Genomic DNA, 24,746 nt, shown 5'->3' on the forward strand with positions numbered 1-24,746 from the left:
GTATGTGCTGGTTCAGGAAGGGAGCTGAGCGGAATTTTAGTAATTAGACAATTTGGTATTACTAACCGAAGTCCAACAGATCGCAGCCCACTACAGGCTGCGATCATTAGAGTTTACGCCTGGTGACTGATCCGCCCATCCACCAGCGTATAGCGAACCACACCCGGCAAAGTGTGCCCAATGAACGGGCAGTTCTCACCCTTCGACAACCAGTTCTCACCAGCCACCGTCGAAGCCTGCGGATCGAACAGCACGATATCCGCCGCCCCACCCACCGCCAGTTTGCCAGCCGGTAGACGCAGCGCTTCAGCCGGGCCCGCGCTCAGTCGCGCCAGCAGCGTTGGCAGATCCAGCAAACCATCCTCAACCAGCGTCATTGCCAGCGGCAGCAACAGTTCAACACTGCTGATGCCCGGCTCGGTCGCGCCGAACGGTGCCAGTTTGGCATCGCGTTCGTGCGGCTGGTGATGGCTGGAGATCGCCGAGACCACACCGGACTTCACCGCTTCACGCAAACCATCGCGATCCGCACGCGTACGCAGCGGCGGTTGCACGTGGTACAGGCTGCTGAAGTCGATCAGCGCTTCGTCAGTCAGAATCAGCTGATACAGCGCGACATCCGCCGTCACCTTCAAGCCACGGGCCTGCGCCTGAGCGATCAGGGCAACACCGCGAGCACTGGTCAACTGGCTGAAATGCGCACGCACGCCGGTCTGCTCGACCAGCAACAGGTCGCGGGCAAGGGCCACGGTTTCAGCGGTTTCCGGAATACCTGGCAAGCCGAGGAAACTGGCGACGGCGCCTTCGTGGGCCAAGCCGCCTTCAGCCAAATCATGATCCTGCGAGTTGAAAATCACCGTCAGGTCGAAGGTTGCTGCGTATTCCAGCGCCCGGCACAGGGTGCGGGTGTTGCGGAAGCTCTCGAGACCGTTGCCGAACGCCACACAACCGGCGTCGCGCAGCGCAACCAGCTCAGCCAGTTGCTCGCCATCCAGACCTTTGCTCAGCGCGCCAATCGGGAAGACTTTGGTGTTGCCGGCCTCACGAGCGCGATCAAGGATCAGCTCAGCCACAGCGGAGGTGTCGAGCACCGGTTTGGTTTTCGGCGGGCAGCACAGGCTGGTCACACCACCGGCGGCAGCAGCGCGGGTTTCGCTGATGATCGAGCCTTTGCGGCTGTAACCCGGCTCGCGTAGGGCCACGTTCAGATCGACGAGGCCTGGAGCGGCGATAAGGCCTTGGGCATCGATGGTTTCTACTGCCGTGAAGCCCGCTGGGGCCGCGCCGAGGGCGACGATCTTGCAGGCTTCAACGTGAATGTCGGTGATTTGATCCAGGCCGCTGCTTGGATCGATGACGCGTGCGCCGAGAATGCTGAGCTTCACTGGGCGTTCTCCTGCTCGAATTGACGCTGCGCGGTTTGCCCGCTCATGGCCATGGACAGCACAGCCATACGAATCGCGATGCCGTAAGTGACCTGGTTGAGAATTACCGAGTGCGGACCGTCGGCCACTGCCGACTCAATCTCCACCCCGCGGTTGATCGGCCCCGGGTGCATGACGATGCAATCCGGTTTGGCCCCGGCCAGACGCGCGGTGGTCAGGCCGAACAGGCGGTAGAACTCGCCTTCGCTCGGCAGCAGGCCGCCGGTCATGCGTTCACGCTGCAGGCGCAGCATGATCACCACGTCGACGTCTTTCAGGCCTTCGGTCATGTCGGTGTAGACCTTCACGCCGTATTGCTCGATTCCGATCGGCAGCAGGGTTTTTGGCGCGATTACGCGGATGTCCGGGCAACCGAGGGTCTTCAGCGCGAGCATGTTCGAGCGCGCAACCCGCGAGTGCAGGATGTCGCCGACAATGGCCACCGAGAGGTTTTCGAAACCGCCCTTGTGCCGACGGATGGTGAGCATGTCGAGCATGCCCTGCGTCGGGTGGGCGTGACGGCCGTCGCCGCCGTTGATGATCGCCACTTGCGGGCAGACATGTTCGGCGATGAAGTGCGCGGCGCCGGAATCACCGTGGCGTACGACGAACATGTCGGCGGCCATGGCTTCAAGGTTGCGCAAGGTGTCGAGCAGCGTTTCGCCCTTGCTTGCCGACGAGGTCGACACATTCAGGGTGATCACGTCCGCCGACAGCCGCTGGGCCGCCAGTTCAAAGGTGGTGCGGGTGCGCGTGGAGTTTTCGAAGAACACGTTGCACACGGTCTTGCCGCGCAGCAACGGGACTTTCTTCACCGCCCGGGCTCCGACTTCGAGAAACGAGTCGGCAGTGTCGAGGATTTCCGTCAGCAACTCGCGGCGCAGGCCGTCGAGCGAGAGGAAGTGGCGCAGCTGGCCCTGATCATTGAGCTGCAGCGGGCGCTTGGTATCTAGAGGCGTCATCGCGAAGGGGACTCTCAATAGGGCGGATTAAAGGGACATGTCTTGCAGTTCGAGCGTCAACGGCTCGGGGCCGGACAGCTTTACCCGTTCGTGAGCCGCCAGCGACAAGGTCGCGCCGACCACGTTGGGGCGGATCGGCAGCTCGCCGGCATCCAGGTCCAGCAGGCAGACCAGGGTCACGCTGGCCGGGCGGCCGTAGTCGAACAATTCGTTCATGGCGGCGCGGATGGTACGGCCGCTCATCAATACGTCGTCGATCAGCACCAGATGCTGGCCTTCGATCTCGAAGGGCAGGGCGGACGGGCGCACTTGCGGGTGCAGGCCGTTCTGGCTGAAGTCGTCGCGGTAGAAGGAAACATCCAGCGTGCCCAGTGGCGCGTCGCTGCCCAATTCCTTGAGCAAGGCCTGCGCGACCCAGATGCCGCCAGTGCGGATGCCGATGTAACGCGTTTCAGTGATGTCACGCTGGGCAAGGTGCGCCTTGAGGCGGGTCGCCATCTGGCTGATCAGATCGGCGGGATTTGGCAGGCTCATGGTTGCTCCTTGTTGGGGGCGAGTCAGTCCTTGGACGCGACTCGGTTTTTCACTCAAAAGAAAAGCGCCGAAGCGCTTGTCAGGATTCAAACAATGCGGTGTTTTCATCGAGCCAGCCCTGCAACAGCAGAGCGGCGGCGATGGCGTCCACCGGGTTGTCGCGGTAACTGCCTTTTTGGCCGCCGCGAACCAGCCGCTCGCCTTTGGCCTCGAAGGTGGTCAGGCGCTCGTCGTGGGTATAGAAAGGCACGTTGAAGCGGCCATTGAGGCGGCGGGCGAATTTCTCCGCGCGCAGGCACATTTCGCTGGGTGTGCCGTCCATGTTCAGCGGCAGGCCGACGACCACGGCGTCGGGTTTCCATTCCTTGAACAGCGCTTCAACCTGATTCCAGTCGGGAATGCCGTTTTGCGCTTTCAGGGTGCACAGCTCGCGGGCCTGGCCGGTAATCACCTGGCCGACTGCGACGCCGATCTGTTTGGTGCCGTAGTCGAAGCCGAGAATCAGACGCAGCGCCATCAGGCGTGACCTGCCTGGCTGGTCAGCAGGCTGAGGTTGATCCCCAAGTGCCTGGCTGCCGCTTCGAGGCGCAGTTCGCTGCTGGTGTTGAACAGGATGTCGGCGTCGTACGGGCAGTTCAGCCAGGCGTTGTCGGCAAGTTCCGCTTCCAGCTGCCCGGCTTCCCAACCGGCGTAACCGAGGGCAATCAGGCTTTTTGCCGGGCCGACGCCGTCAGCGATGGCGAACAGCACGTCCTGCGAGGTCGAGAGGGCCAGATCGCCGTCCAGCTGCGCGGTGGCCTGGAAGGTCTTGCCCGCCGGGTGAAGGACGAAACCGCGATCGGTCTGCACCGGGCCGCCGATAAAGATCGGTACGTGCTGGCAGAGTGCTGGCGGGTCGATGTCCGGGCGCAGTTGCTCAAGAATGTCGGCCAGATTCAGCTCTTGCGGCCGGTTGACCACAATCCCCATAGCGCCATTGGCCGTGTGCTCGACGATGTAGGTCAAGGTGTGGGCAAAGTTCGGGTCGGCCATGTGTGGCATGGCGATCAGGAATTGATGCTTGAGGTAGCTGGGGCTGACGTTTTTCATGTGCGCTAGTGTGGCGTTCGGGGGGCAAACTGACAAGCTGGAGATGTATGCAACACACCGATCAACTGTAGGAGTGAGCCTGCTCGCGATAGCGGTGTGTCAGTCAAATGTTCAGGTTCTGACATACCGCTATCGCGAGCAGGCTCACTCCTACAGGGGGTCTGTGCTGTGTCAGTTGCTCGAGAGCTTGTCGCCCCGGGCGAATTTCCAGGTACGAATGATTTCCAGACGGTCGATATCCGACAAGTCCCCGGTAAACGGGGCAAACGGTGCCGCCAGTCGAACAATGCGCTGCGCGGCCTGATCCAGCAGCGGCTGGCCGGAAGATTCCAGCACCAGCACTTCATACAGCGAACCGTCGCGATTGATCGAGACCATCAGGCGCAAATTGCCGTAGATCTGCTTGCGCCGTGCTTCCTCGGGGTAATTGAGGTTGCCGATGCGCTCGACCTTTTTGCGCCAGTCATCCTTGTACCAGGCGCCCTTGTCACGCATGGTCGACGCCGCGCTCAAGCGGTGAATACGCGGACGCTTGGCGTACAGCTGTTGTTCCTTGGCCAGTTCGGCTTCGAGGCTGGCGATGTCGCTGGACAGCTGCGAGCTGTCGAATTCTGGCGCATCAACCGTCGGTTTGACCTCGGTTTTGCTTTCTTCTTTCTTGGTCGGCGCCTTTTTCGGCTTCGGCGCGACGGTGGTCACCGCAGCCTTGGGCGCGGCCTCCTGCACTTCCGGCTTGGCGGCCGGGGGCGGGGTGACTTTTTTGACCTGATTGTCCTGGAACGGCGCGACCTCAGTGGTCTTCGGGATCGCCTTCTTGTCCAGCGTGCCGCTGCCTTCCTGATTCTCCTGTGCGAGAAAGTCAGCCTTCTGCGGCTTCTTTTCGCTCTTGAAGGTGGCGAGGGTGATTTCCAGGGTTTTGCTGATTTGCTTGGGCTCGACCATCGTGAAGCCGACGCCGAGCAGCAGCGCCAAATGGATCAGCGCCGCGAGGAATAGGGTAAATCCGAGGCGATCGGCTGGGCGCACGCCACGGTGGGCGAGTTCTGCGGGCAGATCGGACGGGAGGGTCATAACAGAAAAACCAACATCGCGTTTTTACGGGCTCGGCATGATAACGCAATGTTGGTTTTTAGCTGCAAGCGACTAGCTTCAAGCGACAAGCTGCACACCACTGGCTTCAAGCTTGCTGCTTGCGGCTCGAGGCTTGCAGCTTCTTCTCGATCGCGTCCATCAGCAGGCCGCCAATGTCGGTGCCGAAGGCGTTGTCGATCTCACGGATGCAAGTCGGGCTGGTGACGTTGATTTCGGTCAGGCTTTCACCGATGACATCGAGACCAACGAACAGCAGACCTTTCTCACGCAGGGTCGGACCGACCTGTGCAGCAATCCAGCGATCCTTGTCGGTCAGCGGACGCGCTTCGCCACGGCCACCGGCCGCCAGGTTGCCACGGGTTTCGCCCTGCGCCGGAATCCGCGCCAGGCAGTAATCCACCGGCTCGCCGTCGATCATCAGAATGCGTTTGTCACCGTCCTTGATCGCTGGCAGGTAGGCCTGGCCCATGATCTGCTGGCCACCGAGGGCGGTCAGGGTTTCCAGAATCACCGACAGGTTCGGGTCGCCTGCGCGGTGGCGGAAGATCGAAGTACCGCCCATGCCGTCCAGCGGCTTGAGGATCACGTCGCCGTGCTTGGCGGCGAATTCACGCAGCACGTCGGCGCGGCGGCTGACGATGGTTGGCGGCGTGCACTGCGGGAACAGCGTGGCGAACAGCTTTTCATTGCAGTCGCGCAGGCTCTGCGGCTTGTTCACCACCAGCACGCCAGCGGTTTCGGCCTGTTCGAGCAGGTAAGTGGAGTAAACGAACTCCATGTCGAACGGCGGATCCTTGCGCATCAGGATCACGTCCAGATCGCTCAGCAGGTTGTCCTGCTCGGCGTCCAGTTCGAACCATTTTTCCGGGTTGGCGAAGACTTTCAGCGGCTTCATGCGCGCCCGGGCCTGACCTTCACCCTGATACAGGTCACGCTGTTCCATATAGAACAGTTCCCAGCCACGCTTCTGCGCGGCCAGCAGCATGGCCAGCGAGCTATCCTTTTTATAGGAGATGCTGGCGATAGGGTCCATGACAATCCCGACGCGAACGCTCATTGGGTTTTCCTCGAAAATTGGCTACCGGATCGGTATTGAAAAAGTGCCGCCAGAGTGGCGCCGGGCGGGTTTTCGGTCAAGGGAAAACCCGTCGATAGATTGCATCTGGAGACTGTGCTAAAAAGGCTGGCGTAGCGTGCTAACCCTTGAGCATCAAGGGTTTCGAGCCATTCATAACCGCAAAACGGACAATTTGATTCGCAAAGGCGACGGTAGAGCCCTCTTATGGAACAGCAGTCCAGCGCCTTGAAGGTCATGGTGATCGACGACTCGAAAACGATTCGTCGCACCGCCGAAACCTTATTGAAGAATGTCGGCTGCGAAGTGATCACGGCGATCGACGGTTTCGACGCGTTGGCGAAGATCGCCGACAACCATCCCGGGATCATTTTTGTCGACATCATGATGCCGCGTCTGGATGGTTATCAGACCTGCGCTTTAATCAAGAACAACAGTGCGTTCAAGGCGACGCCGGTGATCATGCTGTCATCGCGTGACGGGCTGTTCGACAAGGCCAAGGGGCGGATTGTCGGCTCTGATCAATTTTTGACCAAGCCTTTCAGCAAGGAAGAACTGCTCAACGCGATCCAGGCCCATGTTCCGGGCTTCGCCGCCGTTTTGCCGCAGTAAGACACGTACAGAGACACGCGGCCAGCGGGCCGCGCGTCGACAAGAAAAATGGGGAAAACCATGGCACGTATCCTGATCGTCGATGATTCGCCGACTGAAATGTACAAACTCACCGGCATGCTCGAAAAGCACGGCCATGAAGTGCTCAAAGCCGAAAACGGCGCCGACGGCGTGGCCCTGGCCCGTCAGGAAAAACCCGACGCGGTATTGATGGACATCGTCATGCCCGGCCTCAATGGTTTTCAGGCGACTCGTCAACTGACCAAAGATCCGGAAACCGGACACATCCCGGTGATCATCATCACCACCAAGGATCAGGAAACCGACAAGGTCTGGGGCACCCGCCAGGGCGCCAAGGACTACCTGACCAAACCGGTCGACGAAGACACCCTGATCAAGACCCTGAACAACGTGCTCGAAGGCTGATCGCGCGACCATGAGCGAATCGCTGACCGCGTTCGAACTGCTCTGGCAAATCGACCAGCGTTGCCGCTTGCTGGCGGCGGACCTGCCGTCGCAACCGGCGCGCCAGGATCGCTGGAGCGGCATCGGCTTTCGCCTTGGCGAGCATTGGTATGTGGCGCCGATGGGCGAAGTCAGCGAAGTGCTGCACGAGCCGCGTTTCACTCAGTTGCCCGGCGTCAAGCCGTGGGTCAAGGGTGTGGCTAACCTGCGCGGGCGGCTGCTGCCGATCATGGATCTGTGCGGCTTCTTCGGGCATGAACTGTCGCCGTTGCGTAAACAGCGGCGGGTCTTGGTGGTAGAGCATGGCGATGTGTTTGCCGGGTTGATGGTCGATGAGGTTATTGGTCTGCAGCATTTCGAGCAGGACAGTTTCGAACCGATCTCGATCAGCAAGCGCCAGGGCTCCAAGGCCGAGTTCGTCAAAGGCTATTTCCGCCGCGAGCAGAACTGGCGGGTGTTCAGCTTGTTCGCGTTGGCGAAATCCCCGGTGTTCATGAGCGTTGCGATATAGCCGTTACAACAAAGATCCCTTGTAGGAGTGAGCCTGCTCGCGATTCAGGCACCGCGGTGTATCAAGTACACCGCGTTATCGTTCAATCGCGAGCAGGCTCACTCCTACAGGTTCTACCGGTGAGCTTCAAACAGGCGAGGACCGATGACAAAAGCAAAAACAGGCAAGCCGGCGGAAGGATCGCGCAGTCGCTCGCAGATCATCGTGCTGTTCATCGCACTGATCGTGTTCATCATGCTGCTGTTCGCCAACTTCGCGTACCTCAACACCCAAGCGAACTACGACAAACAGTACATCGGCCACGCCGGTGAGCTGCGCGTGCTCTCGCAACGCATTGCCAAGAACGCCACCGAAGCCGCCGCTGGCAAGGCTGCCGCGTTCAAGTTGCTCAGCGATGCGCGCAACGATTTCGCTCAGCGCTGGGGTTACCTGAAAAAGGGCGACCCGGCCACCGGCCTGCCTCCCGCCCCGGCCACTGTGCGCCCGGAAATGCGCGCCGTGCAGCTCGACTGGGAGCGCCTGCTGAAAAACACCGACGCGATTCTTTCCAGCGAGCAGACTGTGCTGTCGCTGCATCAGGTCGCCGCGACTTTGGCCGAAACCGTGCCGCAGTTGCAGATCGAATACGAAAAAGTCGTCGAAATCCTCCTCCAGCGCGGTGCTCCGGCGGCGCAAGTGGCGATGGCCCAGCGCCAATCGCTGCTCGCCGAACGTATCCTCGGCGCGGTCAACACTGTGCTCGCCGGCGACGAAAACTCCCAGCAAGCCGCCGATGCCTTTGGCCGCGACGCCACCCGTTTTGGCCAGGTGCTCAACGGCATGTTGCAAGGCAACGCAGCGCTGAAAATCAGCCAGGTCGAAGACCGTGATGCCCGCGCGCGTTTGAGCGAAATCTCCGAACTGTTCCAGTTCGTTTCCGGCTCGGTGGATGAAATCCTCGAAACCTCGCCGGAGCTGTTCAAGGTGCGTGAATCGGCGAGCAATATCTTCAGCCTCTCGCAAACCCTGCTCGACGAAGCCTCGCACCTGGCCACTCGCTTCGAGAACCTTGCCGGCGGGCGCAACACCGACACCATCGGCGGTTACGTCCTCGGTTTGCTGGCGCTGGCGTCGATCATCCTTATCGGTCTGGTGATGGTCCGTGAAACCAACCGGCAACTGCGCGAAACCGCCGAGAAGAACGAGCGCAACCAGAACGCGATCATGCGTCTGCTCGACGAGATCGAAGACCTCGCCGACGGCGATCTTACCGTGACCGCTTCGGTGACCGAAGACTTCACCGGCACTATCGCCGACTCGATCAACTATTCCGTCGACCAACTGCGCGATCTCGTCGCGACGATCAACCTCACTGCCGGTCAGGTCGCCGCAGCGGTGCAGGAAACCCAGGCCACCGCCATGCACCTGGCCCAAGCCTCGGAGCATCAGGCTCAACAGATTTCCGAAGCGTCGACGGCGATCAGTGACATGGCCGAATCCATCGATCAGGTCTCGGCCAACGCCGCCGAGTCTTCAGCGGTCGCCGAGCGTTCCGTGGAGATCGCCAACAAGGGCAACGAGGTGGTGCACAACACCATCCACGGCATGGACAATATTCGCGAACAGATTCAGGACACCGCCAAACGCATCAAGCGTCTCGGCGAGTCGTCGCAGGAAATCGGCGACATCGTCAGCCTGATCGACGACATTGCCGACCAGACCAACATCCTCGCCCTTAACGCGGCGATTCAGGCGTCGATGGCCGGTGACGCCGGGCGCGGTTTTGCTGTGGTCGCTGACGAAGTGCAGCGCCTCGCCGAACGTTCGTCCGCTGCTACCCGGCAGATCGAAACCCTGGTGCGGGCGATTCAGACCGACACCAATGAAGCCGTGATTTCCATGGAGCAAACCACCACTGAAGTGGTGCGCGGCGCGCGACTGGCGCAGGATGCCGGTGTGGCCCTGGAAGAAATCGAAGGCGTATCGAAGACCCTTGCGGCGCTGATTCAAAGCATCTCCAACGCAGCGCAGCAGCAGACGACTTCGGCCGGGCAGATCTCGCTGACGATGAACGTGATCCAGCAGATCACCTCGCAGACCTCGTCCGGCTCCACGGCCACCGCCGAGAGCATCGGCAACCTGACGAAAATGGCCAGTCAGCTACGGCGTTCGGTGTCCGGCTTCACCTTGCCGGCGGCGACAGATAAAGCGTGAGTGGAGTGGTTATGGGTGATCGGCACGACTATGTGGCCCTCGAATGGGTCAAAGGCGAAATTGCCGAAACGCTGAAGCAGGCGCATCAGGCGATTGAAGCCGTGCTCGATGATCCGCAGGTTTTTCCCGGGCTGGACGAGTGCCTGGATTACATCCATCAGGTCCATGGCAGCCTGCAGATGGTCGAGTTCTACGGCGCAGCCTTGCTCGCCGAAGAAATGGAACATCTGGTCGAAGCCCTGCAGCACGAACGCGTCAGCTATCGCGACGAAGCGCTGCATCTGTTGCTGCAAGCCCTTGGGCAATTGCCGATCTACCTCGACCGTGTGCAGAGCGCCCGCCGAGATTTGCCGCTGGTGGTGTTGCCGTTGATCAACGATCTGCGCAGCGCCCGGGGCGAAAGCCTGCTCTCGGAAACCAGCCTGTTCAGCCCGCAATTACCCGAATTACCGCCGCTCAGCGTAGAGACGTTGGCACTGCTGGAACCGGCGGAACTGCCGAATGTGCTGCGCAAACTGCGCCAGATGCTGCAAATGGCTTTGGTCGGTTTGCTGCGCGAGCAGGATGACCAGACCCACCTCGGTTATCTGGCCAAAGTCTTCACCCGCCTCGAAGCGCTGAGCGGTGATTCGCCGCTGAGCCCGCTGTGGCAAGTCGCCTCGGCGCTGGTCGAAGGCATGCGCGAAGGCGTGATCGCCAACAGCCCGGCGCTGCGCAGCCTGTTCAAGGACGCCGACAAAGAACTCAAACGCCTGCTCGAGCAGGGCATGACCGGGCTCAATCAGCCGGCGCCTGCGGAGCTGCTGAAAAGCCTGTTGTTCTATATTGCCAAAGCCGAACATCCCACCGGGCAGATGCTGACCATGAAAGATCGCTACTCGCTGGACGACGCGTTGCCCGACAGCGCGATGGTCGACGAAGAACGCGCGCGCCTGGCCGGCCCCGACCGCGATGCGATGCGCTCGGTGCTGGCTGCCTTGTGTGAAGAACTGGTGCGGGTCAAGGAGCGCCTCGATCTGTTCGTGCGCAGCGACCGCCAGCACACCTCGGATCTGGAAAGCCTGCTCGCACCGCTGCGACAGATTGCCGACACCCTCGCCGTGCTCGGTTTTGGCCAGCCGCGCAAAGTGATCATCGATCAATTGGCCGTGGTGCTCAGCCTTGCCCAAGGCCAGCGCGAACCGAATGACGCGATCCTGATGGACGTTGCCGGTGCGCTGCTTTATGTCGAAGCAACGCTGGCCGGAATGGTCGGCACCGTCGAGCCGGAAAGCCCGGAAGATTCGCGCCTGCCGACCACCGACCTGACGCAGATCCATCACATCGTCATCAAGGAAGCACGCATCTGCCTGCAACAGGCCAAGGACATGATCGTCGACTACATCGACGCCGATTGGGATCGCCAGCACCTGCAACCGTTGCCGGCGTTGCTGACTCAGGTGCGTGGGGCACTGGCGATGATTCCGCTGAGCCGGGCGGCGAGTCTGGTCGAGGCGTGCACCGGGTTTATCCGCGAACATTTGCTGCTCGATCCGCATGAGCCGGGTTGGGAACAACTCGATCGTCTGGCGGATGTCATCAGCAGCCTTGAGTACTACCTCGAACGCTTGAGCGATGACCCACAGGCAGCGGGCGAACAACTGCTGGATGTGGCGCAGAAATCCCTCGCCAGTCTGGGCTTTTTTCCCGATGAGCAGCCCGGCGCACAGCATGTGCCGGTACTCGACGACGTGCTCAGCCCCAGCGAAGCGCTGGTGATGCAGGGCATGCAGGCGCTTGATGACCCGGAAATCGTGCAGTCGCTGGCCGATGTTCTGGCCAGCCCGGTGTCAGCGGTCAATCCGCCTGCACTGATTACACCCGGCAACCTGATGCCGCCGCCGGCCGATGAAGAACCGGTCGACGATGAGCTGCGCGAGGTGTTCCTTGAGGAGACCGACGAGGTCCTCGAAGTCCTCCACGAATACCTGCCGCGCTGGACCGCCAATCCGCAGGATCGTGACGCGCTGACTGAACTGCGCCGCGCCTTCCACACCCTCAAGGGCAGCGGGCGCATGGTCCGCGCGCTGATCCTCGGTGAGCTGGCGTGGGCAGTGGAAAACCTGCTCAACCGCGTGCTCGAACAAAGCGTCGAACCCGGCTCGGTGGTGCAGCAACTGCTTACCGACACCGTGCTGTTGCTGCCCGAGTTGATCAGCGAATTCGCCACTAACAGCCAACGGCAGCGCAGCGATGTCGACCAACTCGCTGCCCGTGCTCACGCCTTGGCCAAGGGTGATGAACCGCTGGCTGCCGAAGACGTCGACGATGTCGCGGCGCTCGATCCGCTGTTGCTGGAAATCTTCCGCAAAGAAGCCGAGACCCACCTAGCCAGTCTCAATCGTTTTCTTGATCAGGCCGCCGAACACGTGCCGTTGCAAGCCAGCGACGAGTTGCAGCGCGCCTTGCATACGCTCAAGGGCAGCGCCTCGATGGCTGGCGTATTGCCGATTGCCGAACTCGCTGCACCGCTCGATCAACTGGCCCGCGAGTTCAAGGCGCACCAGTTGCCGCTGGACCTCGACGAAGTGGAATTGCTCCTCGAAGCCGAGGGCCTGTTCCGCGTCGGCCTGCGTCAGCTCAAGCATGATCCGCTGGCACCGATTGTCGGTGCGCAGTCGCTGATCAAACGCTCGGAAACCCTGCTCGCCGAGCGTCTGGCGTCGATCCTCGATGCGCCCAATACCGGCCTGCGGATCAAGCGCGATCCGCAACTGATCAATAACTTCCTCGCTAAAGGCATGGATATCCTGCTGGATGCTGAGAGCCTGCTACAACGCTGGCAGCAACACCCCGGCGAGCGTCAGGAACTCAGCGCCTTGCTGGATGAACTGACCACCCTCGGCGAAGGCGCGCACATGGCCGATCTGCTGCCGGTCGACGTGCTGTGTGAAGCCTTGCTCGACCTGTATGGTGCGGTCGAAGAAAGCAGCCTGGCGGTCAGTGAACGGTTTTTCCAGGAAGCGCAAAACGCTCACGAAGCGCTGATCAACATGCTCGACGAACTGGCTGCCGGCCAGGAAGTCACGCCGCAGCCCGAACGTATTCGGGCGCTGCATGATCTGCTTGATGAGAGCCTCGATCCTTCGTCGATGGGCCTGATTCGCAGCGATGGCAGCCGCACCCTGAGCATCCGTGAACTGGGCAGCGCCACCGCTGAGTTGCAGCAAAAGGCAACGGCGCTTGAACCCGATGACGAGATTGTCGAGATCTTCCTCGAAGAGGCGGTCGACATTCTCGACAGCTCAGGCCAAGCCCTGCAGCGCTGGCTGAACGACCCGGACAACGTTGCGCCGCTGTCCTCGTTGCAGCGCGATTTGCACACGCTCAAGGGTGGCGCGCGGATGGCTGAAGTCGAGGCTATTGGCGATCTGGCTCAGGAGTTGGAAAGCTTTTACGAAGGCTTGGTGGATCGTCGCTACCACTACAGCGAAAGCTTGGGGCGCTTGCTGCTCAAGAGCCATGACCGCTTGGCGTTGTTGCTTGATCAGCTGCAAAACCATCAGCCGCTGACCCCGGCGCAGGATCTGATCGACACGATTCGTCAGCTACGTCAGGGCCACAGCGTCGCCGAAGCGCCGCCCGCAATAGCCGAGCACGACAGCGCTGGCCACGATCCCGAACTGCTGGAGATCTTCCTCGAAGAAGGTTTCGACATCATCGAAAACTCCGGCGCCGCGCTGCTGCGCTGGCAGGCGGAGCCGGGTAATCGTCAGGAAGTGGAAACCCTGCTGCGCGATCTGCACACCCTCAAGGGGGGCGCGCGGATGGTCGAGATCGGCCCGATCGGCGACCTCGCCCATGAGCTGGAATACCTTTACGAAAGTCTTTCCAGCGGCGCTTTGCAGCCGTCGGCGGAGCTGTTCGCACTGGTGCAGCGTGGGCATGATCGTTTGGCGCAAATGCTTGATGGCGTGCGCGCCGGGCAGCCGTGTCCTCCGGCCGATCGGCTGATCAATGCGATTCAGAATTTCAGCCATCCGGTGACCGTTGAAACGCCGCCAGCGTTACCGTTGCCAGCCAAGACCGAGCCCGCGCCACCGACTGCCGAAGCGGGCGCGGACATGGTCAAGGTCTCCGCCGAACTGCTCGATGAGCTGGTCAATCTGGCCGGGGAAACCTCGATCTTCCGTGGCCGTATCGAACAGCAGGTCAACGACGCACAGATCGCTCTGAACGAGATGGAAACCACCATCGAACGGATGCGCGATCAGTTACGCCGGCTCGACACCGAAACCCAGGGGCGAATTCTCAGCCGCCAGCAAGTCGACGCCGAACACCTCGGCTACGAGGAATTCGATCCGCTGGAAATGGATCGCCATTCGCAGTTGCAGCAACTGTCACGGGCGCTGTTCGAATCCGCCTCCGACTTGCTCGACCTCAAGGAAACCCTCGATCGGCGCAATCACGACGCCGAGAACCTGTTGCAGCAACAGGGCCGCATCAACACCGAATTGCAGGAGGGCCTGATGCGCACGCGCATGGTGCCGTTCGAGCGCATGTTGCCGCGCTTGAAGCGCATCGTCCGCCAGGTCGCCGAAGAGCTGAACAAAGACGTCGCGTTTGTCGTCGGCAACGCTGAAGGCGAGATGGATCGCAACGTGCTGGAGCGTATGGCGGCACCGCTGGAGCACATGCTGCGCAACGCCGTCGATCATGGTCTGGAGTCCGCCGAGGTACGGCTGGCAGCGGGTAAGCCGGCGCAAGGGCAGATCAGCCTCGACCTGTCCCGCGAGGGCGGCGACATCGTTTTCGACATTCGCGATGACGGCGCCGGGGTGCCATTGGAAGCGGTGCGCAAGAAGGCAATCAAGCGCGGCATGCTCGCGCCGGAAGCCGAGATCAGCGACCGCGACGTGTTGCAGTTCATCCTTCAGCCGGGGTTTTCCACAGCGGAAAAGATCACGCAGATTTCCGGGCGTGGCGTCGGCATGGACGTGGTGCATGAAGAGGTGCGGCAACTGGGCGGCAGCATGAGCATCGATTCGGTGCCGGGGCAGGGCGTGCATTTCCGCATTCGGCTGCCGTTCACCGTGTCGGTCAACCGTGCGCTGATGGTGCAGTGTGGCGAGGATCAATACGCGATCCCGCTGAACACCATCGAAGGCATTGTTCGCGTGTTGCCGAATGATCTGGAGGCTCACTTCCGGGTTGATCCGCCGCGCTACCAGTACGGCGGCCAGACCTATGAACTGTGCTACCTCGGCGAACTACTGAAAACCGCGCCACGGCCGAAACTGCTCGGCCAGAATCTGCCATTGCCGGTGCTGCTGGTGCACTACAACGACCGGCGCATCGCGGTGCTGGTCGATACCATGGCCGGCACCCGCGAGATCGTGGTCAAGAGCCTCGGCGCCCAATTTGCGGCAGTGCAGGGCGTGTCCGGGGCGACGATTCTCGGCGATGGTCGAGTGGTGCTGATTCTCGATCTGCTCGCACCGATTCGGGCGATGCAAGCGCGGGTTGCGCAGCCACCGACGCTGCCGGAGATCGACAGCGAACCGCAGAAACCGCTGCTGGTGATGGTGGTCGACGACTCGGTCACCGTGCGCAAGGTCACCAGCCGTTTGCTCGAACGCCACGGCATGAACGTGCTGACCGCCAAGGACGGGGTCGACGCCATGCTGTTGCTCGAAGAGCACATGCCCGACCTGATGCTGCTCGACATCGAAATGCCGCGCATGGACGGTTTCGAAGTCGCTACCCAGGTGCGCAACGACGAACGCCTGCAACACCTGCCGATCATCATGATCACCTCGCGCACCGGGCAGAAACACCGCGACCGCGCGATGGCGATTGGCGTCAACGACTACCTCGGCAAGCCGTACCAGGAATCGGTGCTGCTCGAAAGCATTGCCCAATGGAGCAAGAAACATGCATGAACGCCGACACAATCAGCGCAGCAGCCAACTGACCGGGTTGCTGCTGCCGCTGGCGGATCGCAACTTGATCCTGCCTAACGTCGCTGTCGCTGAGCTGATTGATTACCAGGCCAGCGCCTTCGATCTGGATACGCCGCCGTGGTATCTGGGGCGCGTGAAGTGGCGTGAGCGGCAGATTCCGTTGCTCAGTTTTGAATCGGCGTGCGGGCAGAAAATCGTCATTGGCGAGCGCGCGCGGATTGTCATCCTCAATGCCCTCGGCGGGTTGCCGGAGCTGAAGTTCATTGCGCTCCTGGTGCAGGGGATTCCGCGTTCGTACAAGCTTGATAGCCAGTTGAGTTATGTCGATGTGCCGTTGTGTGCGCTGGAGCAGGCGGCGGTGCAAGTGGGTGAACAGGTGGCGAAGGTGCCTGACTTGCTTGGGCTGGAGAAGTTGTTGGTGGAGGCGGGGCTGGTCTTCTGATCCGGAGTTTGCATTGGCCTGACTGGCCTCATCGCGAGCAGGCATCCACCAAAATCCGACAGACAAATCCTCAATCTCTGTGCGCAATAAACGCCTTCTAGTCGCGTTGTTTAAAGACACCCGGTGTTACGGCTCCCTAGCCTACAAATCCTTGCGCCGCTGCCTACGCATGCACCAGAATCCGCCGGCTTGTGCGCCTTGGGCATGCTGCGTAACTTGATTCCGTCACTGATTCCCAGTGATCGGGTTTAGCAGCCCGTGGTTAATCTAAGGGTGCACATGCATCATCGTCAGGCTCAGCGCCTGCATTCGATGGCGGCTGTGCGCAGGGCGCTTCGGCGCGCCGGCTTCCTTAGGTTCCCCGGTCTGCTAACCTGCGTTCAGCTGCCACCCCTTCTTTTAGCAGAGAAGCGGTTCCAGCTTAATTTCGGAACCTGAAGATGATTAAACCAACGCCTAACCCCCCGCTCGCAGATCCCGCATCCCCCTACGAATCCCCCGACTCGAAGAAATTCCACGAAGCCGCCGAGCGCGCCCTCGACCATTACCTCGGCCCGACCAACGCCGACCTGATGGCCACGCCCTACACCCCCAACACGTTGTATATGGCCAATCCCAATGCCGACACCGAATCCCTGCTCGCCGACGCCAGTGAAACCCTCGGCTCGGCCACGGTGATGCTCAACAACCATGCGGCAATGGTTGAAGGTACGCACCGCAAAACTGTGCAGGGTATTGCGCAGGTGGTGATGGTGGCGGAGATGGCCGTCAATCGTTTGTTGGATAGGTTGGTGCCGACGGAGTAGCGAAAAAGCTGACCCTCACCCCAGCCCTCTCCCGGAGGGAGAGGGGGCCGACCGAGGTGTCTGGCGTCATACATCGACCTGAAAAACCGAGTCGATTATGGATCTGGTGAATTTGGTAAATTCTGGATTCAGTACAACATTCCCAGGTCGGCGCGATTCCCGAATATCTCCCAATCGGTCCCCTCTCCCTCCGGGAGAGGGCTAGGGTGAGGGCGGCTCTTGATCATTACCCTGAGCGTAACGATTCACCACCGCGCTTGATTGATGCCCCCACCCCACACGCCTACCTTAGCTCCACGACAGCGAACCCCGTGGAGTGAGCATGACAACAACAATTTCCCCCGACTCGCGCTGGACGCGGCGGCGCGATGAGAAGCAGCGCCGCCTCGACAAGGTGCGTGGGCTGGCCGACGGTGTGGTGTTGCCCACCGACAAGATCGTCGCCGCGCTCGAAGCGCTGATTCATCCCGGCGACCGTGTGGTACTCGAGGGCAACAACCAGAAGCAGGCGGATTTTCTTTCGCGCTCGCTGGCCAAGGCCGACCCGGAAAAGCTCCACGACCTGCACATGATCATGCCCAGCGTCGGCCGCTCCGAGCACCTCGACCTGTTCGAACGCGGTATCGCCCGCAAGCTCGATTTCTCCTTCGCCGGCACCCAGAGCCTGCGCATCAGCCAGTTGCTCGAAGACGGCTTGCTGGAAATCGGCGCGATCCACACCTACATCGAACTCTACGCCCGGTTGGTAGTGGATCTGATTCCCAACGTCGTGCTCTCGGCCGGGTTCATGGCCGACCGCGCCGGCAACATCTACACCGGCCCGAGCACCGAAGACACGCCGGCACTGATCGAACCCGCCGCGTTCAGCGACGGCATCGTCATCGTCCAGGTCAACCAATTGGTCGACGACGTCAGCGAACTGCCGCGCGTGGATATCCCGGCGTCGTGGGTCGATTTCGTCGTGGTCGCCGACAAGCCGTTCTACATCGAACCGCTATTCACCCGCGACCCACGCCACATCAAACCTGTGCACGTGTTGATGGCGATGATGGCGATCCGTGGCATCTACGAAAAACACAACGTGCAGTCGCTCAACCACGGCATCGGTTTCAACACCGCTGCCATTGAGCTGATCCTGCCGACCTACGGCGAATCTCTCGGCCTCAAAGGCAAGATCTGCCGTAACTGGACGCTCAACCCGCACCCGACTTTGATCCCAGCGATCGAGAGCGGCTGGGTCGAAAGCGTGCATTGCTTCGGCACCGAACTGGGCATGGAAAACTATATCGCCGCGCGCCCCGACGTGTTCTTCACCGGCCGCGACGGCTCGCTGCGTTCCAACCGGATGTTCTGCCAACTCGCCGGGCAATACGCGGTGGATCTGTTTATCGGCGCGACGTTGCAGGTCGATGGCGATGGCCATTCCTCGACCGTCACCCGTGGCCGTCTCGCCGGTTTCGGTGGTGCGCCGAACATGGGCCATGACCCGCGCGGTCGCCGTCACGGCACCCCGGCGTGGCTCGATATGCGTCATGACGATTCGCAGCAACCGATGCTCGAACGCGGCAAGAAACTCGTGGTGCAAATGGTCGAGACCTTCCAGGAGGGCGGCAAACCGACCTTCGTCGAAACCCTCGACGCGGTCGAAGTGGCGAAGAAAAGCGGCATGCCGCTGGCGCCGATCATGATTTACGGCGACGACGTCACCCACCTGCTCACCGAAGAAGGCATCGCCTACCTGTACAAGGCGCGCTCGCTGGAAGAACGTCAGGCGATGATCGCCGCGGTTGCCGGCGTCACCGCCATCGGCCTGCGCCACAACCCGAAAGACACCGAACGCATGCGCCGCGAAGGCCTGATCGCTTTGCCCGAAGATCTCGGCATCCGCCGCACCGACGCCACTCGCGAACTGCTCGCAGCGAAGAGCGTGGCCGATCTGGTCGAGTGGTCCGGCGGCCTGTACAACCCGCCCGCGAAATTCAGGAGCTGGTAATGCACGCACTTAACCTGCAAGTGAGACCGCTTTCTCTGGCTGATCGATTGGCTGATCTGGCGGTAGACGCGCTGATCGACGAAGCCGATCTGTCGCCGAAACCGGCGCTGGTCGACCGTCGCGGCAATGGCGCGCACACCGATTTGCACCTGGGCCTGATGCACGCTTCGGCGCTGTCGTTGTGGCCGGCGTTCAAGGAAATGGCCGAAGCGGCGGTTGCAATCGGCGAAGTCGATTCAACGTTGCGCGAAGCGATTGGCCGCATCGGCCGTGAAGGCGAGCAAGCCATGCTCGCCACCACCAACGGTGTGAACACACATCGCGGTGCAATTTGGGCGCTGGGATTGTTGGTGACCGCTGCTGCACTGGAACCGCAATCCTCCAGCGCCAACGCCGTAACCCTGCGTGCCGCACGTCTGGCCTTGCTGGATGACCGTTACGCACCCAAACCACTGAGCCACGGCGCCCAAGTCGCCCTGCGTTACGGCGCCCGTGGCGCTCGCGAAGAAGCGCAACTCGGCTTCCCTTCGGTGCTGCAACGCGGCCTGCCACAACTCAAACGCAGCCGCGCCAAGAGCCACGGCGAACAGAACGCCCGGCTCGACGCCTTGCTCGCAATCATGACCAACCTCGCCGACACCTGCGTGCTTTACCGCGCCGGCGAAGAGGGTCTGCACGCCATGCAACTCGGCGCGCAAGCGGTGCTCGACGCTGGTGGCAGCGCTAGCCTCACTGGTCGTCGCCGCCTGCATAAACTCGATCAACAACTCATCGCATTGAATGCCTCGCCCGGTGGCGCCGCTGACTTGCTCGCCGCCACGCTGCTGCTCGACCGAATCGAGCGCGACGGCATCCTTCAGGGAGCGTTTTGATGGAAACCCTATCGTTTGAATTCCCCGCCGGGCAGCCGCCACGCGGTCGCGCGCTGGTCGGTTGTGTCGGCTCGGGTGATCTGGAAGTGCTGATCGAGCCGGGTCTGGCCGGCAAGCTGACGATCAATGTGCAGACCTCGGTCAACGGCGCGCAGCTGCGCTGGCAGCACCTGTTTGCACGGATGTTCGACGGCACCACGCCGCCGGCGATGGCCATCGATATCCACGATTTCGGCGCGACGCCGGGGGTGGTGCGCTTGCGTCTGGAACAAGGTTTCGAGGAGATCGGCCATGACTGACAGCGCAGCGTTGCTCAACAAACACAGCTTCGTCGAACTCGGCGCGCGGCAACGGGCGAAAGCCTTGCTCGATGCCGGCAGCTTTCGCGAATTGCTCGATCCGTTTCAACGGGTGATGTCGCCGTGGCTGGAACGTCAGGGCGTGGTGCCGCAGGCCGATGACGGCGTGGTAATCGCAAAGGGCAGCCTCGATGGTTTGCCGGTGGTCATTGCCGCGATTGAAGGTGCATTTCAGGGCGGCAGCCTTGGCGAAGTCGGCGGGGCGAAGATTGCCGGAGCGCTGGAGCTGGCGGCTGAAGACAACCGTAAAGGCATTCCGACGCGCGCGGTGTTGCTGCTGGAAACCGGCGGCGTGCGCTTGCAGGAGGCCAATCTCGGGTTGGCGGCGATTGCCGATGTTCATGCGGCGATTGTCGATTTGCAGCAGTACCAACCGGTGGTCGGTGTGGTCGCGGGCAGCGTCGGGTGTTTCGGCGGTATGTCGATTGCGGCGGCGCTGTGCAGCTATCTATTGGTGACTCAGGAAGCGCGCCTTGGTTTGAACGGCCCGCAAGTGATTGAGCAGGAAGCGGGGATCGAAGAATACGACTCCCGCGACCGGCCTTTCATTTGGAGTTTGACTGGCGGTGAGCAGCGTTTCGCCAGTGGTCTGGTGGATCGGTATGTCGCCGATGACGTGGCGAAGATTCGTCAGGAGGTCGGCGAATTGCTGCAGCAAGGTTTGCCGACACAACCACGCAGCCAACGCGCCGAATGGTTCCTGCAACGCCTGAGCAGTCTGAACACTGACCCGCAAATCGAACCGTCGGTGGTTCGCGATCTGTATCAAGGAGAGCGCTCATGAGCGGTTATTCATTGCGCGGTTTGAACTGGTTCAACGCGTTGAGCGCGGGCGCTGAAAGTGTCGAAGGGCTGCCGCCCTCGTTGAAAGTTGCTGACGGTGAGCTGGGGCGTTTTATCGCTGTGGTCGCTGACCCGGACAATCGTTTTCCTCGCGCTCGCAATGGCGAGGTCGGATTGCTCGAAGGTTGGGGTCTGGCCAAGGCTGTGGATGACGCGATCACTGCTGATCGTGATAAAGCGCAGAAACGCCCGATCATCGCCATCGTCGATGTGCCGAGCCAGGCTTATGGTCGGCGTGAAGAAGCCCTCGGTATTCATCAGGCGCTGGCCGGTGCGGCAGACAGTTATGCCCGCGCGCGTCTGGCTGGGCATCCGGTGATTGCGTTGCTGATCGGTAAGGCGATGTCCGGGGCGTTTCTGGCGCACGGTTATCAGGCCAATCGTTTGATCGCGCTGCGCGATCCCGGCGTGATGGTGCATGCGATGGGCAAGGCGTCGGCGGCGCGGGTGACGTTGCGCAGTGTTGAAGAGCTGGAAGCGCTGGCCGCCAGTGTGCCGCCGATGGCTTATGACATCGACAGTTACGCGAGCCTCGGATTGCTTTGGGAAACCCTGTCGGTTGAGCAGATTGAACAGCCGACGGCGGAGGATCTGGCACGGGTGAAGGAATGCCTCAAGCAAGCCATCGGCGATATTTCCAGCACTGACTTGAGCAATCGTCTCGGCGCGAAGAATCGTGCTGCTTCCAGCCGTGTACGCGAACTGCTGAGGGCGCAGTGGTGAACACGCCTCTGGCCCACGATCTGCTCTGGGGTATGACCCCGGCGCAGTTGCCGGCGGATGCGCCGCTGTGGGCAGTCGAGTCATTGGCCACCGGGCAACCGGTGGTGGTGCGGCGGGCGTTGAGCGCTGAAGGTTTTGTCGCGGTCGGCGTTCGCGGTGTGTCGCGCGAGCAGCGGCTGGCGGCGTTTATGGCGGTCGATTCGATTGCCTGTCGCGTCAGTCCGGAAGCGCTTTGTCATGTCGACAGCGAGCGCGATTTGCCAGTGATTCAGGCACTCAAACAACTGCGGCCGATGCTCGACGATTGCGGTTGGGTCTGGGGTGTCAGCGGCAGTGTCGGGTTTGAATTGGCCAGTGGTTTTACCGCAATGCACACGGCCAGTGACCTCGATTTGATTCTGCGTACACCGCAACTGATCACTCGTAATCAGGCATGCAAACTCGTGGAGCTTTTCGATCAAGCTGTGTGCCGGGTCGACCTGCAATTGCAGACGCCGTTTGGTGCTGTGGCTTTGCGTGAATGGGCCAGCGGTTCGGCACGCGTGCTGCTGAAAAATGCCCATCAGGCTTGCCTGGTGATCGATCCGTGGAATCCGCAGGAGCAGGCAGCGTGAGCAGTTTGCTGGTGTTCCCCGGCCAGGGCGCGCAGCAGGCGGGAATGCTTCAGCGTTTGCCCCGCGAGACCTTGGTCGAGGCCAGCGATGTGCTTGGTGAGGATGTTTTGCTGCTCGATTCCAGCGAAGCATTGCGCACGACAAGGGCGGTTCAGCTCTGCCTGCTGATCGCCGGAGTCGCTGCTTCGCGGCAGTTGTTGCAAGGCGGACTGACGGCGGACTACGTCGCCGGCCTGTCCATCGGCGCTTACCCGGCAGCAGTGGTTGCCGGCGCTTTGAGCTTCAGCGATACGTTGCATCTGGTCAGCCTGCGCGGTGAGTTGATGCAGCAGGCTTATCCACAAGGCTACGGCATGACCGCGATTATCGGCCTGCAGTTATCTACAGTCGAAACGCTGCTGGCGCAGGTGCACAGCGAGGATACGCCGGTGTATCTGGCCAACATCAACGCCGACAACCAAGTGGTGATTGCCGGCAGTGATGAGGCGATGCAAACCGTAGCCGAACTGGCGCGCAGTCGTGGCGCTGGTCTGGCGAAACGTCTGGCGGTGAGCGTGCCGTCGCACTGTCCGCTGCTGGAGGCACCTGCACAAACCCTCGCCGAGGCCTTCGCCAAAGTTGAATTGAGGACTCCGAAAATCGCTTACCTGAGCGGCAGCCGCGCGCGTCCGGTGATCAACGTCGAAGCGCTGCGCGACGACCTCGCTTTCAACATGTGCCGCGTGGTGGATTGGCGCGGCACCGTGCAAAGCGCCTACGAGCGCGGCGTGCGTTTACAGATCGAAATGCCGCCCGGTGCGGTGCTGACCGGGCTGGCGCGCCGGGTGTTCGAGCAGGGCACCGTGACTGCCTTTGACAGTGCGCGCCTCGACACCTTGCAGGCGCTGTTACGAGAGGAGGGTGGCCGCCAACTCTAAAACCGCCGACTCAAGCTTCGAACAACAAAAACAACATTCGACGATGCACTTTGAGGACTACAACAATGATTATTTACGGTGTGGCGCTGCTCGCGATCTGTACGCTGGCAGGGGTGATCATGGGTGACATGCTCGGCGTGTTGTTGGGTGTCAAATCCAACGTCGGCGGGGTCGGCATCGCCATGATCCTGTTGATCTGCGCGCGGTTGTGGATGCAGAAGCGCGGCGGCATGACCAAGGAATGCGAGATGGGCGTCGGCTTCTGGGGCGCGATGTACATTCCTGTGGTGGTGGCGATGGCTGCGCAACAAAACGTTGTCACTGCGCTGCACGGTGGGCCGGTGGCGGTGTTGGCGGCGATTGGTTCGGTGGTGGTCTGTGGCTGCACGATTGCCTTGATCAGCCGCACGCATAAAGGCGAGCCATTGCCTGACGAGCCGGCGGAAATCTCCCCGGTCGGCACGCCAGTAGGAGGTCGCTGATATGTGGGATCTCATCGAGAAAGGTCTGGAACACAACGGGCTGGTTACTGCATTCGCCTTTGTCGGCGTGATCATGTGGGTGTCGGTGGTGCTCTCTAAGCGCCTGACGTTCGGGCGTATTCACGGCTCGGCGATTGCCATCGTTATTGGTCTGGTACTGGCCTGGGTCGGCGGCACCATGACCGGCGGGCAGAAGGGCCTGGCGGACCTGACGTTATTCTCCGGCATCGGCCTGATGGGCGGGGCGATGCTGCGTGACTTTGCGATTGTGGCCACGGCGTTTGAAGTGCAGGCGACCGAGGCGAAGAAGGCCGGAATGATTGGTGTAGTTGCGCTGCTGCTGGGCACGATTCTGCCGTTCATTGTCGGCGCGTGCATGGCCTGGGCGTTTGGTTATCGTGATGCGGTGAGCATGACCACCATTGGCGCCGGGGCGGTGACTTACATCGTTGGGCCAGTGACCGGCGCGGCGATTGGTGCGACCTCGGATGTGATGGCGCTGTCGATTGCCACCGGGTTGATCAAGGCGATTCTGGTGATGGTCGGCACGCCGGTCGCGGCGCGCTGGATGGGCCTGGATAACCCGCGTTCGGCGATGGTGTTTGGTGGATTGGCCGGGACGGTGAGTGGGGTGACGGCGGGGCTGGCGGCGACGGATCGGCGGTTGGTGCCTTATGGGGCGTTGACGGCTACGTTTCATACCGGACTTGGCTGCTTGCTGGGGCCATCGTTGTTGTTCTTCATTGTTCGCGGGATTGTGGGCTGAAAATCAAAAGCCCCTCACCCTAGCCCTCTC

The 24,746-nt window shown here is 61.4% G+C and carries 23 protein-coding genes; 16 read left to right on the top strand and 7 right to left on the bottom strand.

Annotated elements, in window-relative coordinates; genetic code table 11:
- Positions 1-113: 113 nt before the first annotated feature.
- The 7 genes from ACOYXE_RS24560 to gshB form a co-directional block, all read right to left on the bottom strand.
- Positions 114-1,385, bottom strand: coding sequence for a dihydroorotase (locus ACOYXE_RS24560; protein WP_460926760.1), 1,272 nt, complete (start codon positions 1,383-1,385; stop codon positions 114-116).
- On the bottom strand, positions 1,382-2,386 hold the full coding sequence (locus ACOYXE_RS24565) for an aspartate carbamoyltransferase catalytic subunit (RefSeq protein ID WP_007913665.1): 1,005 nt from the start codon (positions 2,384-2,386) through the stop codon (positions 1,382-1,384). Before ACOYXE_RS24565 ends, ACOYXE_RS24560 begins: the two co-directional genes overlap by 4 nt.
- Positions 2,387-2,413: 27 nt before the next feature.
- Entirely contained in the window at positions 2,414-2,920 is a 507-nt protein-coding gene (gene pyrR, locus ACOYXE_RS24570) for a bifunctional pyr operon transcriptional regulator/uracil phosphoribosyltransferase PyrR (RefSeq protein ID WP_460926761.1), read from the bottom strand.
- A 79-nt stretch (positions 2,921-2,999) separates the two neighbouring features.
- Positions 3,000-3,437: a Holliday junction resolvase RuvX gene (ruvX, locus tag ACOYXE_RS24575; protein ID WP_007913667.1), complete on the bottom strand. Its 438-nt coding sequence runs from the start codon at positions 3,435-3,437 to the stop codon at positions 3,000-3,002.
- A complete protein-coding gene (locus ACOYXE_RS24580; RefSeq protein ID WP_016985971.1) occupies positions 3,437-4,009 on the bottom strand; it encodes a YqgE/AlgH family protein in 573 nt (190 codons plus the stop codon). The genes ruvX and ACOYXE_RS24580 overlap by 1 nt, the downstream gene beginning before the upstream one ends.
- A gap of 171 nt (positions 4,010-4,180) precedes the next feature.
- Positions 4,181-5,080, bottom strand: coding sequence for an energy transducer TonB (locus ACOYXE_RS24585; protein WP_460926762.1), 900 nt, complete (start codon positions 5,078-5,080; stop codon positions 4,181-4,183).
- Between the two features lie 106 nt (positions 5,081-5,186).
- Complete coding sequence (gene gshB / locus ACOYXE_RS24590; protein WP_160059754.1) at positions 5,187-6,158, bottom strand: glutathione synthase; 972 nt, start codon at positions 6,156-6,158, stop codon at positions 5,187-5,189.
- Between the two features lie 225 nt (positions 6,159-6,383).
- Between gshB and pilG the strand changes: the two genes are divergently transcribed.
- The 16 genes from pilG (at position 6,384) to madM (ending at position 24,716) form a co-directional block, all read left to right on the top strand.
- Positions 6,384-6,788, top strand: a complete 405-nt coding sequence (gene pilG, locus ACOYXE_RS24595) for a twitching motility response regulator PilG (protein ID WP_007913673.1) — start codon at positions 6,384-6,386, stop codon at positions 6,786-6,788.
- Positions 6,789-6,848: 60 nt separating this feature from the next.
- Entirely contained in the window at positions 6,849-7,214 is a 366-nt protein-coding gene (gene pilH / locus ACOYXE_RS24600) for a twitching motility response regulator PilH (RefSeq protein ID WP_095125845.1), read from the top strand.
- 10 nt (positions 7,215-7,224) lie between these two features.
- Positions 7,225-7,764: a chemotaxis protein CheW gene (locus tag ACOYXE_RS24605; protein WP_007913675.1), complete on the top strand. Its 540-nt coding sequence runs from the start codon at positions 7,225-7,227 to the stop codon at positions 7,762-7,764.
- A 144-nt stretch (positions 7,765-7,908) separates the two neighbouring features.
- Positions 7,909-9,957 (top strand): methyl-accepting chemotaxis protein, encoded by a 2,049-nt coding sequence (locus tag ACOYXE_RS24610; RefSeq protein WP_405122719.1) that lies wholly within the window; start codon positions 7,909-7,911, stop codon positions 9,955-9,957.
- 11 nt (positions 9,958-9,968) lie between these two features.
- A complete protein-coding gene (locus ACOYXE_RS24615; RefSeq protein WP_460926763.1) occupies positions 9,969-15,878 on the top strand; it encodes a hybrid sensor histidine kinase/response regulator in 5,910 nt (1,969 codons plus the stop codon).
- Positions 15,871-16,341 (top strand): chemotaxis protein CheW, encoded by a 471-nt coding sequence (locus tag ACOYXE_RS24620; protein ID WP_158833525.1) that lies wholly within the window; start codon positions 15,871-15,873, stop codon positions 16,339-16,341. Before ACOYXE_RS24615 ends, ACOYXE_RS24620 begins: the two co-directional genes overlap by 8 nt.
- 440 nt (positions 16,342-16,781) lie before the next feature.
- A complete protein-coding gene (locus ACOYXE_RS24625) occupies positions 16,782-17,147 on the top strand; it encodes a DUF6124 family protein (RefSeq protein WP_077574893.1) in 366 nt (121 codons plus the stop codon).
- A gap of 322 nt (positions 17,148-17,469) precedes the next feature.
- Positions 17,470-19,140, top strand: a complete 1,671-nt coding sequence (gene mdcA, locus ACOYXE_RS24630) for a malonate decarboxylase subunit alpha (protein ID WP_093429846.1) — start codon at positions 17,470-17,472, stop codon at positions 19,138-19,140.
- Complete coding sequence (locus ACOYXE_RS24635; RefSeq protein ID WP_460926764.1) at positions 19,140-20,012, top strand: triphosphoribosyl-dephospho-CoA synthase; 873 nt, start codon at positions 19,140-19,142, stop codon at positions 20,010-20,012. Before mdcA ends, ACOYXE_RS24635 begins: the two co-directional genes overlap by 1 nt.
- Positions 20,012-20,311, top strand: coding sequence for a malonate decarboxylase subunit delta (locus ACOYXE_RS24640; protein ID WP_007913697.1), 300 nt, complete (start codon positions 20,012-20,014; stop codon positions 20,309-20,311). Before ACOYXE_RS24635 ends, ACOYXE_RS24640 begins: the two co-directional genes overlap by 1 nt.
- Positions 20,304-21,155: a biotin-independent malonate decarboxylase subunit beta gene (locus ACOYXE_RS24645; RefSeq protein ID WP_460926765.1), complete on the top strand. Its 852-nt coding sequence runs from the start codon at positions 20,304-20,306 to the stop codon at positions 21,153-21,155. Before ACOYXE_RS24640 ends, ACOYXE_RS24645 begins: the two co-directional genes overlap by 8 nt.
- The gene (mdcE, locus tag ACOYXE_RS24650) at positions 21,152-21,937 is read left to right on the top strand and encodes a biotin-independent malonate decarboxylase subunit gamma (protein ID WP_460926766.1); all 786 of its coding nucleotides are present in this window, start codon (positions 21,152-21,154) and stop codon (positions 21,935-21,937) included. Before ACOYXE_RS24645 ends, mdcE begins: the two co-directional genes overlap by 4 nt.
- A complete protein-coding gene (locus ACOYXE_RS24655) occupies positions 21,931-22,551 on the top strand; it encodes a malonate decarboxylase holo-ACP synthase (protein WP_460926767.1) in 621 nt (206 codons plus the stop codon). The genes mdcE and ACOYXE_RS24655 overlap by 7 nt, the downstream gene beginning before the upstream one ends.
- Positions 22,548-23,468: a malonate decarboxylase subunit epsilon gene (mdcH, locus tag ACOYXE_RS24660; RefSeq protein WP_460926768.1), complete on the top strand. Its 921-nt coding sequence runs from the start codon at positions 22,548-22,550 to the stop codon at positions 23,466-23,468. The genes ACOYXE_RS24655 and mdcH overlap by 4 nt, the downstream gene beginning before the upstream one ends.
- A gap of 65 nt (positions 23,469-23,533) precedes the next feature.
- Positions 23,534-23,950 (top strand): malonate transporter subunit MadL, encoded by a 417-nt coding sequence (gene madL / locus ACOYXE_RS24665; protein ID WP_038358777.1) that lies wholly within the window; start codon positions 23,534-23,536, stop codon positions 23,948-23,950.
- A 1-nt stretch (position 23,951) separates the two neighbouring features.
- Entirely contained in the window at positions 23,952-24,716 is a 765-nt protein-coding gene (gene madM / locus ACOYXE_RS24670; protein ID WP_077574887.1) for a malonate transporter subunit MadM, read from the top strand.
- The last annotated feature ends 30 nt before the right edge of the window (positions 24,717-24,746 follow it).

The organism is Pseudomonas sp. MC6 (genome assembly GCF_054790575.1).

What these genes read in the sequence shown, in the direction of transcription:
- gshB (WP_160059754.1), bottom strand. Translation starts at nt 6,158, where the DNA reads ATGAGCGTTCGCGTCGGGATTGTCATGGACCCTATCGCCAGCATCTCC.
- ACOYXE_RS24605 (WP_007913675.1), top strand. Translation starts at nt 7,225, where the DNA reads ATGAGCGAATCGCTGACCGCGTTCGAACTGCTCTGGCAAATCGACCAG.
- mdcA (WP_093429846.1), top strand. Translation starts at nt 17,470, where the DNA reads ATGACAACAACAATTTCCCCCGACTCGCGCTGGACGCGGCGGCGCGAT.
- ACOYXE_RS24635 (WP_460926764.1), top strand. Translation starts at nt 19,140, where the DNA reads ATGCACGCACTTAACCTGCAAGTGAGACCGCTTTCTCTGGCTGATCGA.
- madL (WP_038358777.1), top strand. Translation starts at nt 23,534, where the DNA reads ATGATTATTTACGGTGTGGCGCTGCTCGCGATCTGTACGCTGGCAGGG.
- ACOYXE_RS24640 (WP_007913697.1), top strand. Translation starts at nt 20,012, where the DNA reads ATGGAAACCCTATCGTTTGAATTCCCCGCCGGGCAGCCGCCACGCGGT.
- pilH (WP_095125845.1), top strand. Translation starts at nt 6,849, where the DNA reads ATGGCACGTATCCTGATCGTCGATGATTCGCCGACTGAAATGTACAAA.
- ACOYXE_RS24620 (WP_158833525.1), top strand. Translation starts at nt 15,871, where the DNA reads ATGCATGAACGCCGACACAATCAGCGCAGCAGCCAACTGACCGGGTTG.
- mdcE (WP_460926766.1), top strand. Translation starts at nt 21,152, where the DNA reads ATGAGCGGTTATTCATTGCGCGGTTTGAACTGGTTCAACGCGTTGAGC.
- ACOYXE_RS24580 (WP_016985971.1), bottom strand. Translation starts at nt 4,009, where the DNA reads ATGAAAAACGTCAGCCCCAGCTACCTCAAGCATCAATTCCTGATCGCC.
- ACOYXE_RS24645 (WP_460926765.1), top strand. Translation starts at nt 20,304, where the DNA reads ATGACTGACAGCGCAGCGTTGCTCAACAAACACAGCTTCGTCGAACTC.
- madM (WP_077574887.1), top strand. Translation starts at nt 23,952, where the DNA reads ATGTGGGATCTCATCGAGAAAGGTCTGGAACACAACGGGCTGGTTACT.
- ACOYXE_RS24585 (WP_460926762.1), bottom strand. Translation starts at nt 5,080, where the DNA reads ATGACCCTCCCGTCCGATCTGCCCGCAGAACTCGCCCACCGTGGCGTG.
- ACOYXE_RS24610 (WP_405122719.1), top strand. Translation starts at nt 7,909, where the DNA reads ATGACAAAAGCAAAAACAGGCAAGCCGGCGGAAGGATCGCGCAGTCGC.
- ruvX (WP_007913667.1), bottom strand. Translation starts at nt 3,437, where the DNA reads ATGGCGCTGCGTCTGATTCTCGGCTTCGACTACGGCACCAAACAGATC.
- ACOYXE_RS24565 (WP_007913665.1), bottom strand. Translation starts at nt 2,386, where the DNA reads ATGACGCCTCTAGATACCAAGCGCCCGCTGCAGCTCAATGATCAGGGC.
- ACOYXE_RS24615 (WP_460926763.1), top strand. Translation starts at nt 9,969, where the DNA reads ATGGGTGATCGGCACGACTATGTGGCCCTCGAATGGGTCAAAGGCGAA.
- pilG (WP_007913673.1), top strand. Translation starts at nt 6,384, where the DNA reads ATGGAACAGCAGTCCAGCGCCTTGAAGGTCATGGTGATCGACGACTCG.
- pyrR (WP_460926761.1), bottom strand. Translation starts at nt 2,920, where the DNA reads ATGAGCCTGCCAAATCCCGCCGATCTGATCAGCCAGATGGCGACCCGC.
- ACOYXE_RS24625 (WP_077574893.1), top strand. Translation starts at nt 16,782, where the DNA reads ATGATTAAACCAACGCCTAACCCCCCGCTCGCAGATCCCGCATCCCCC.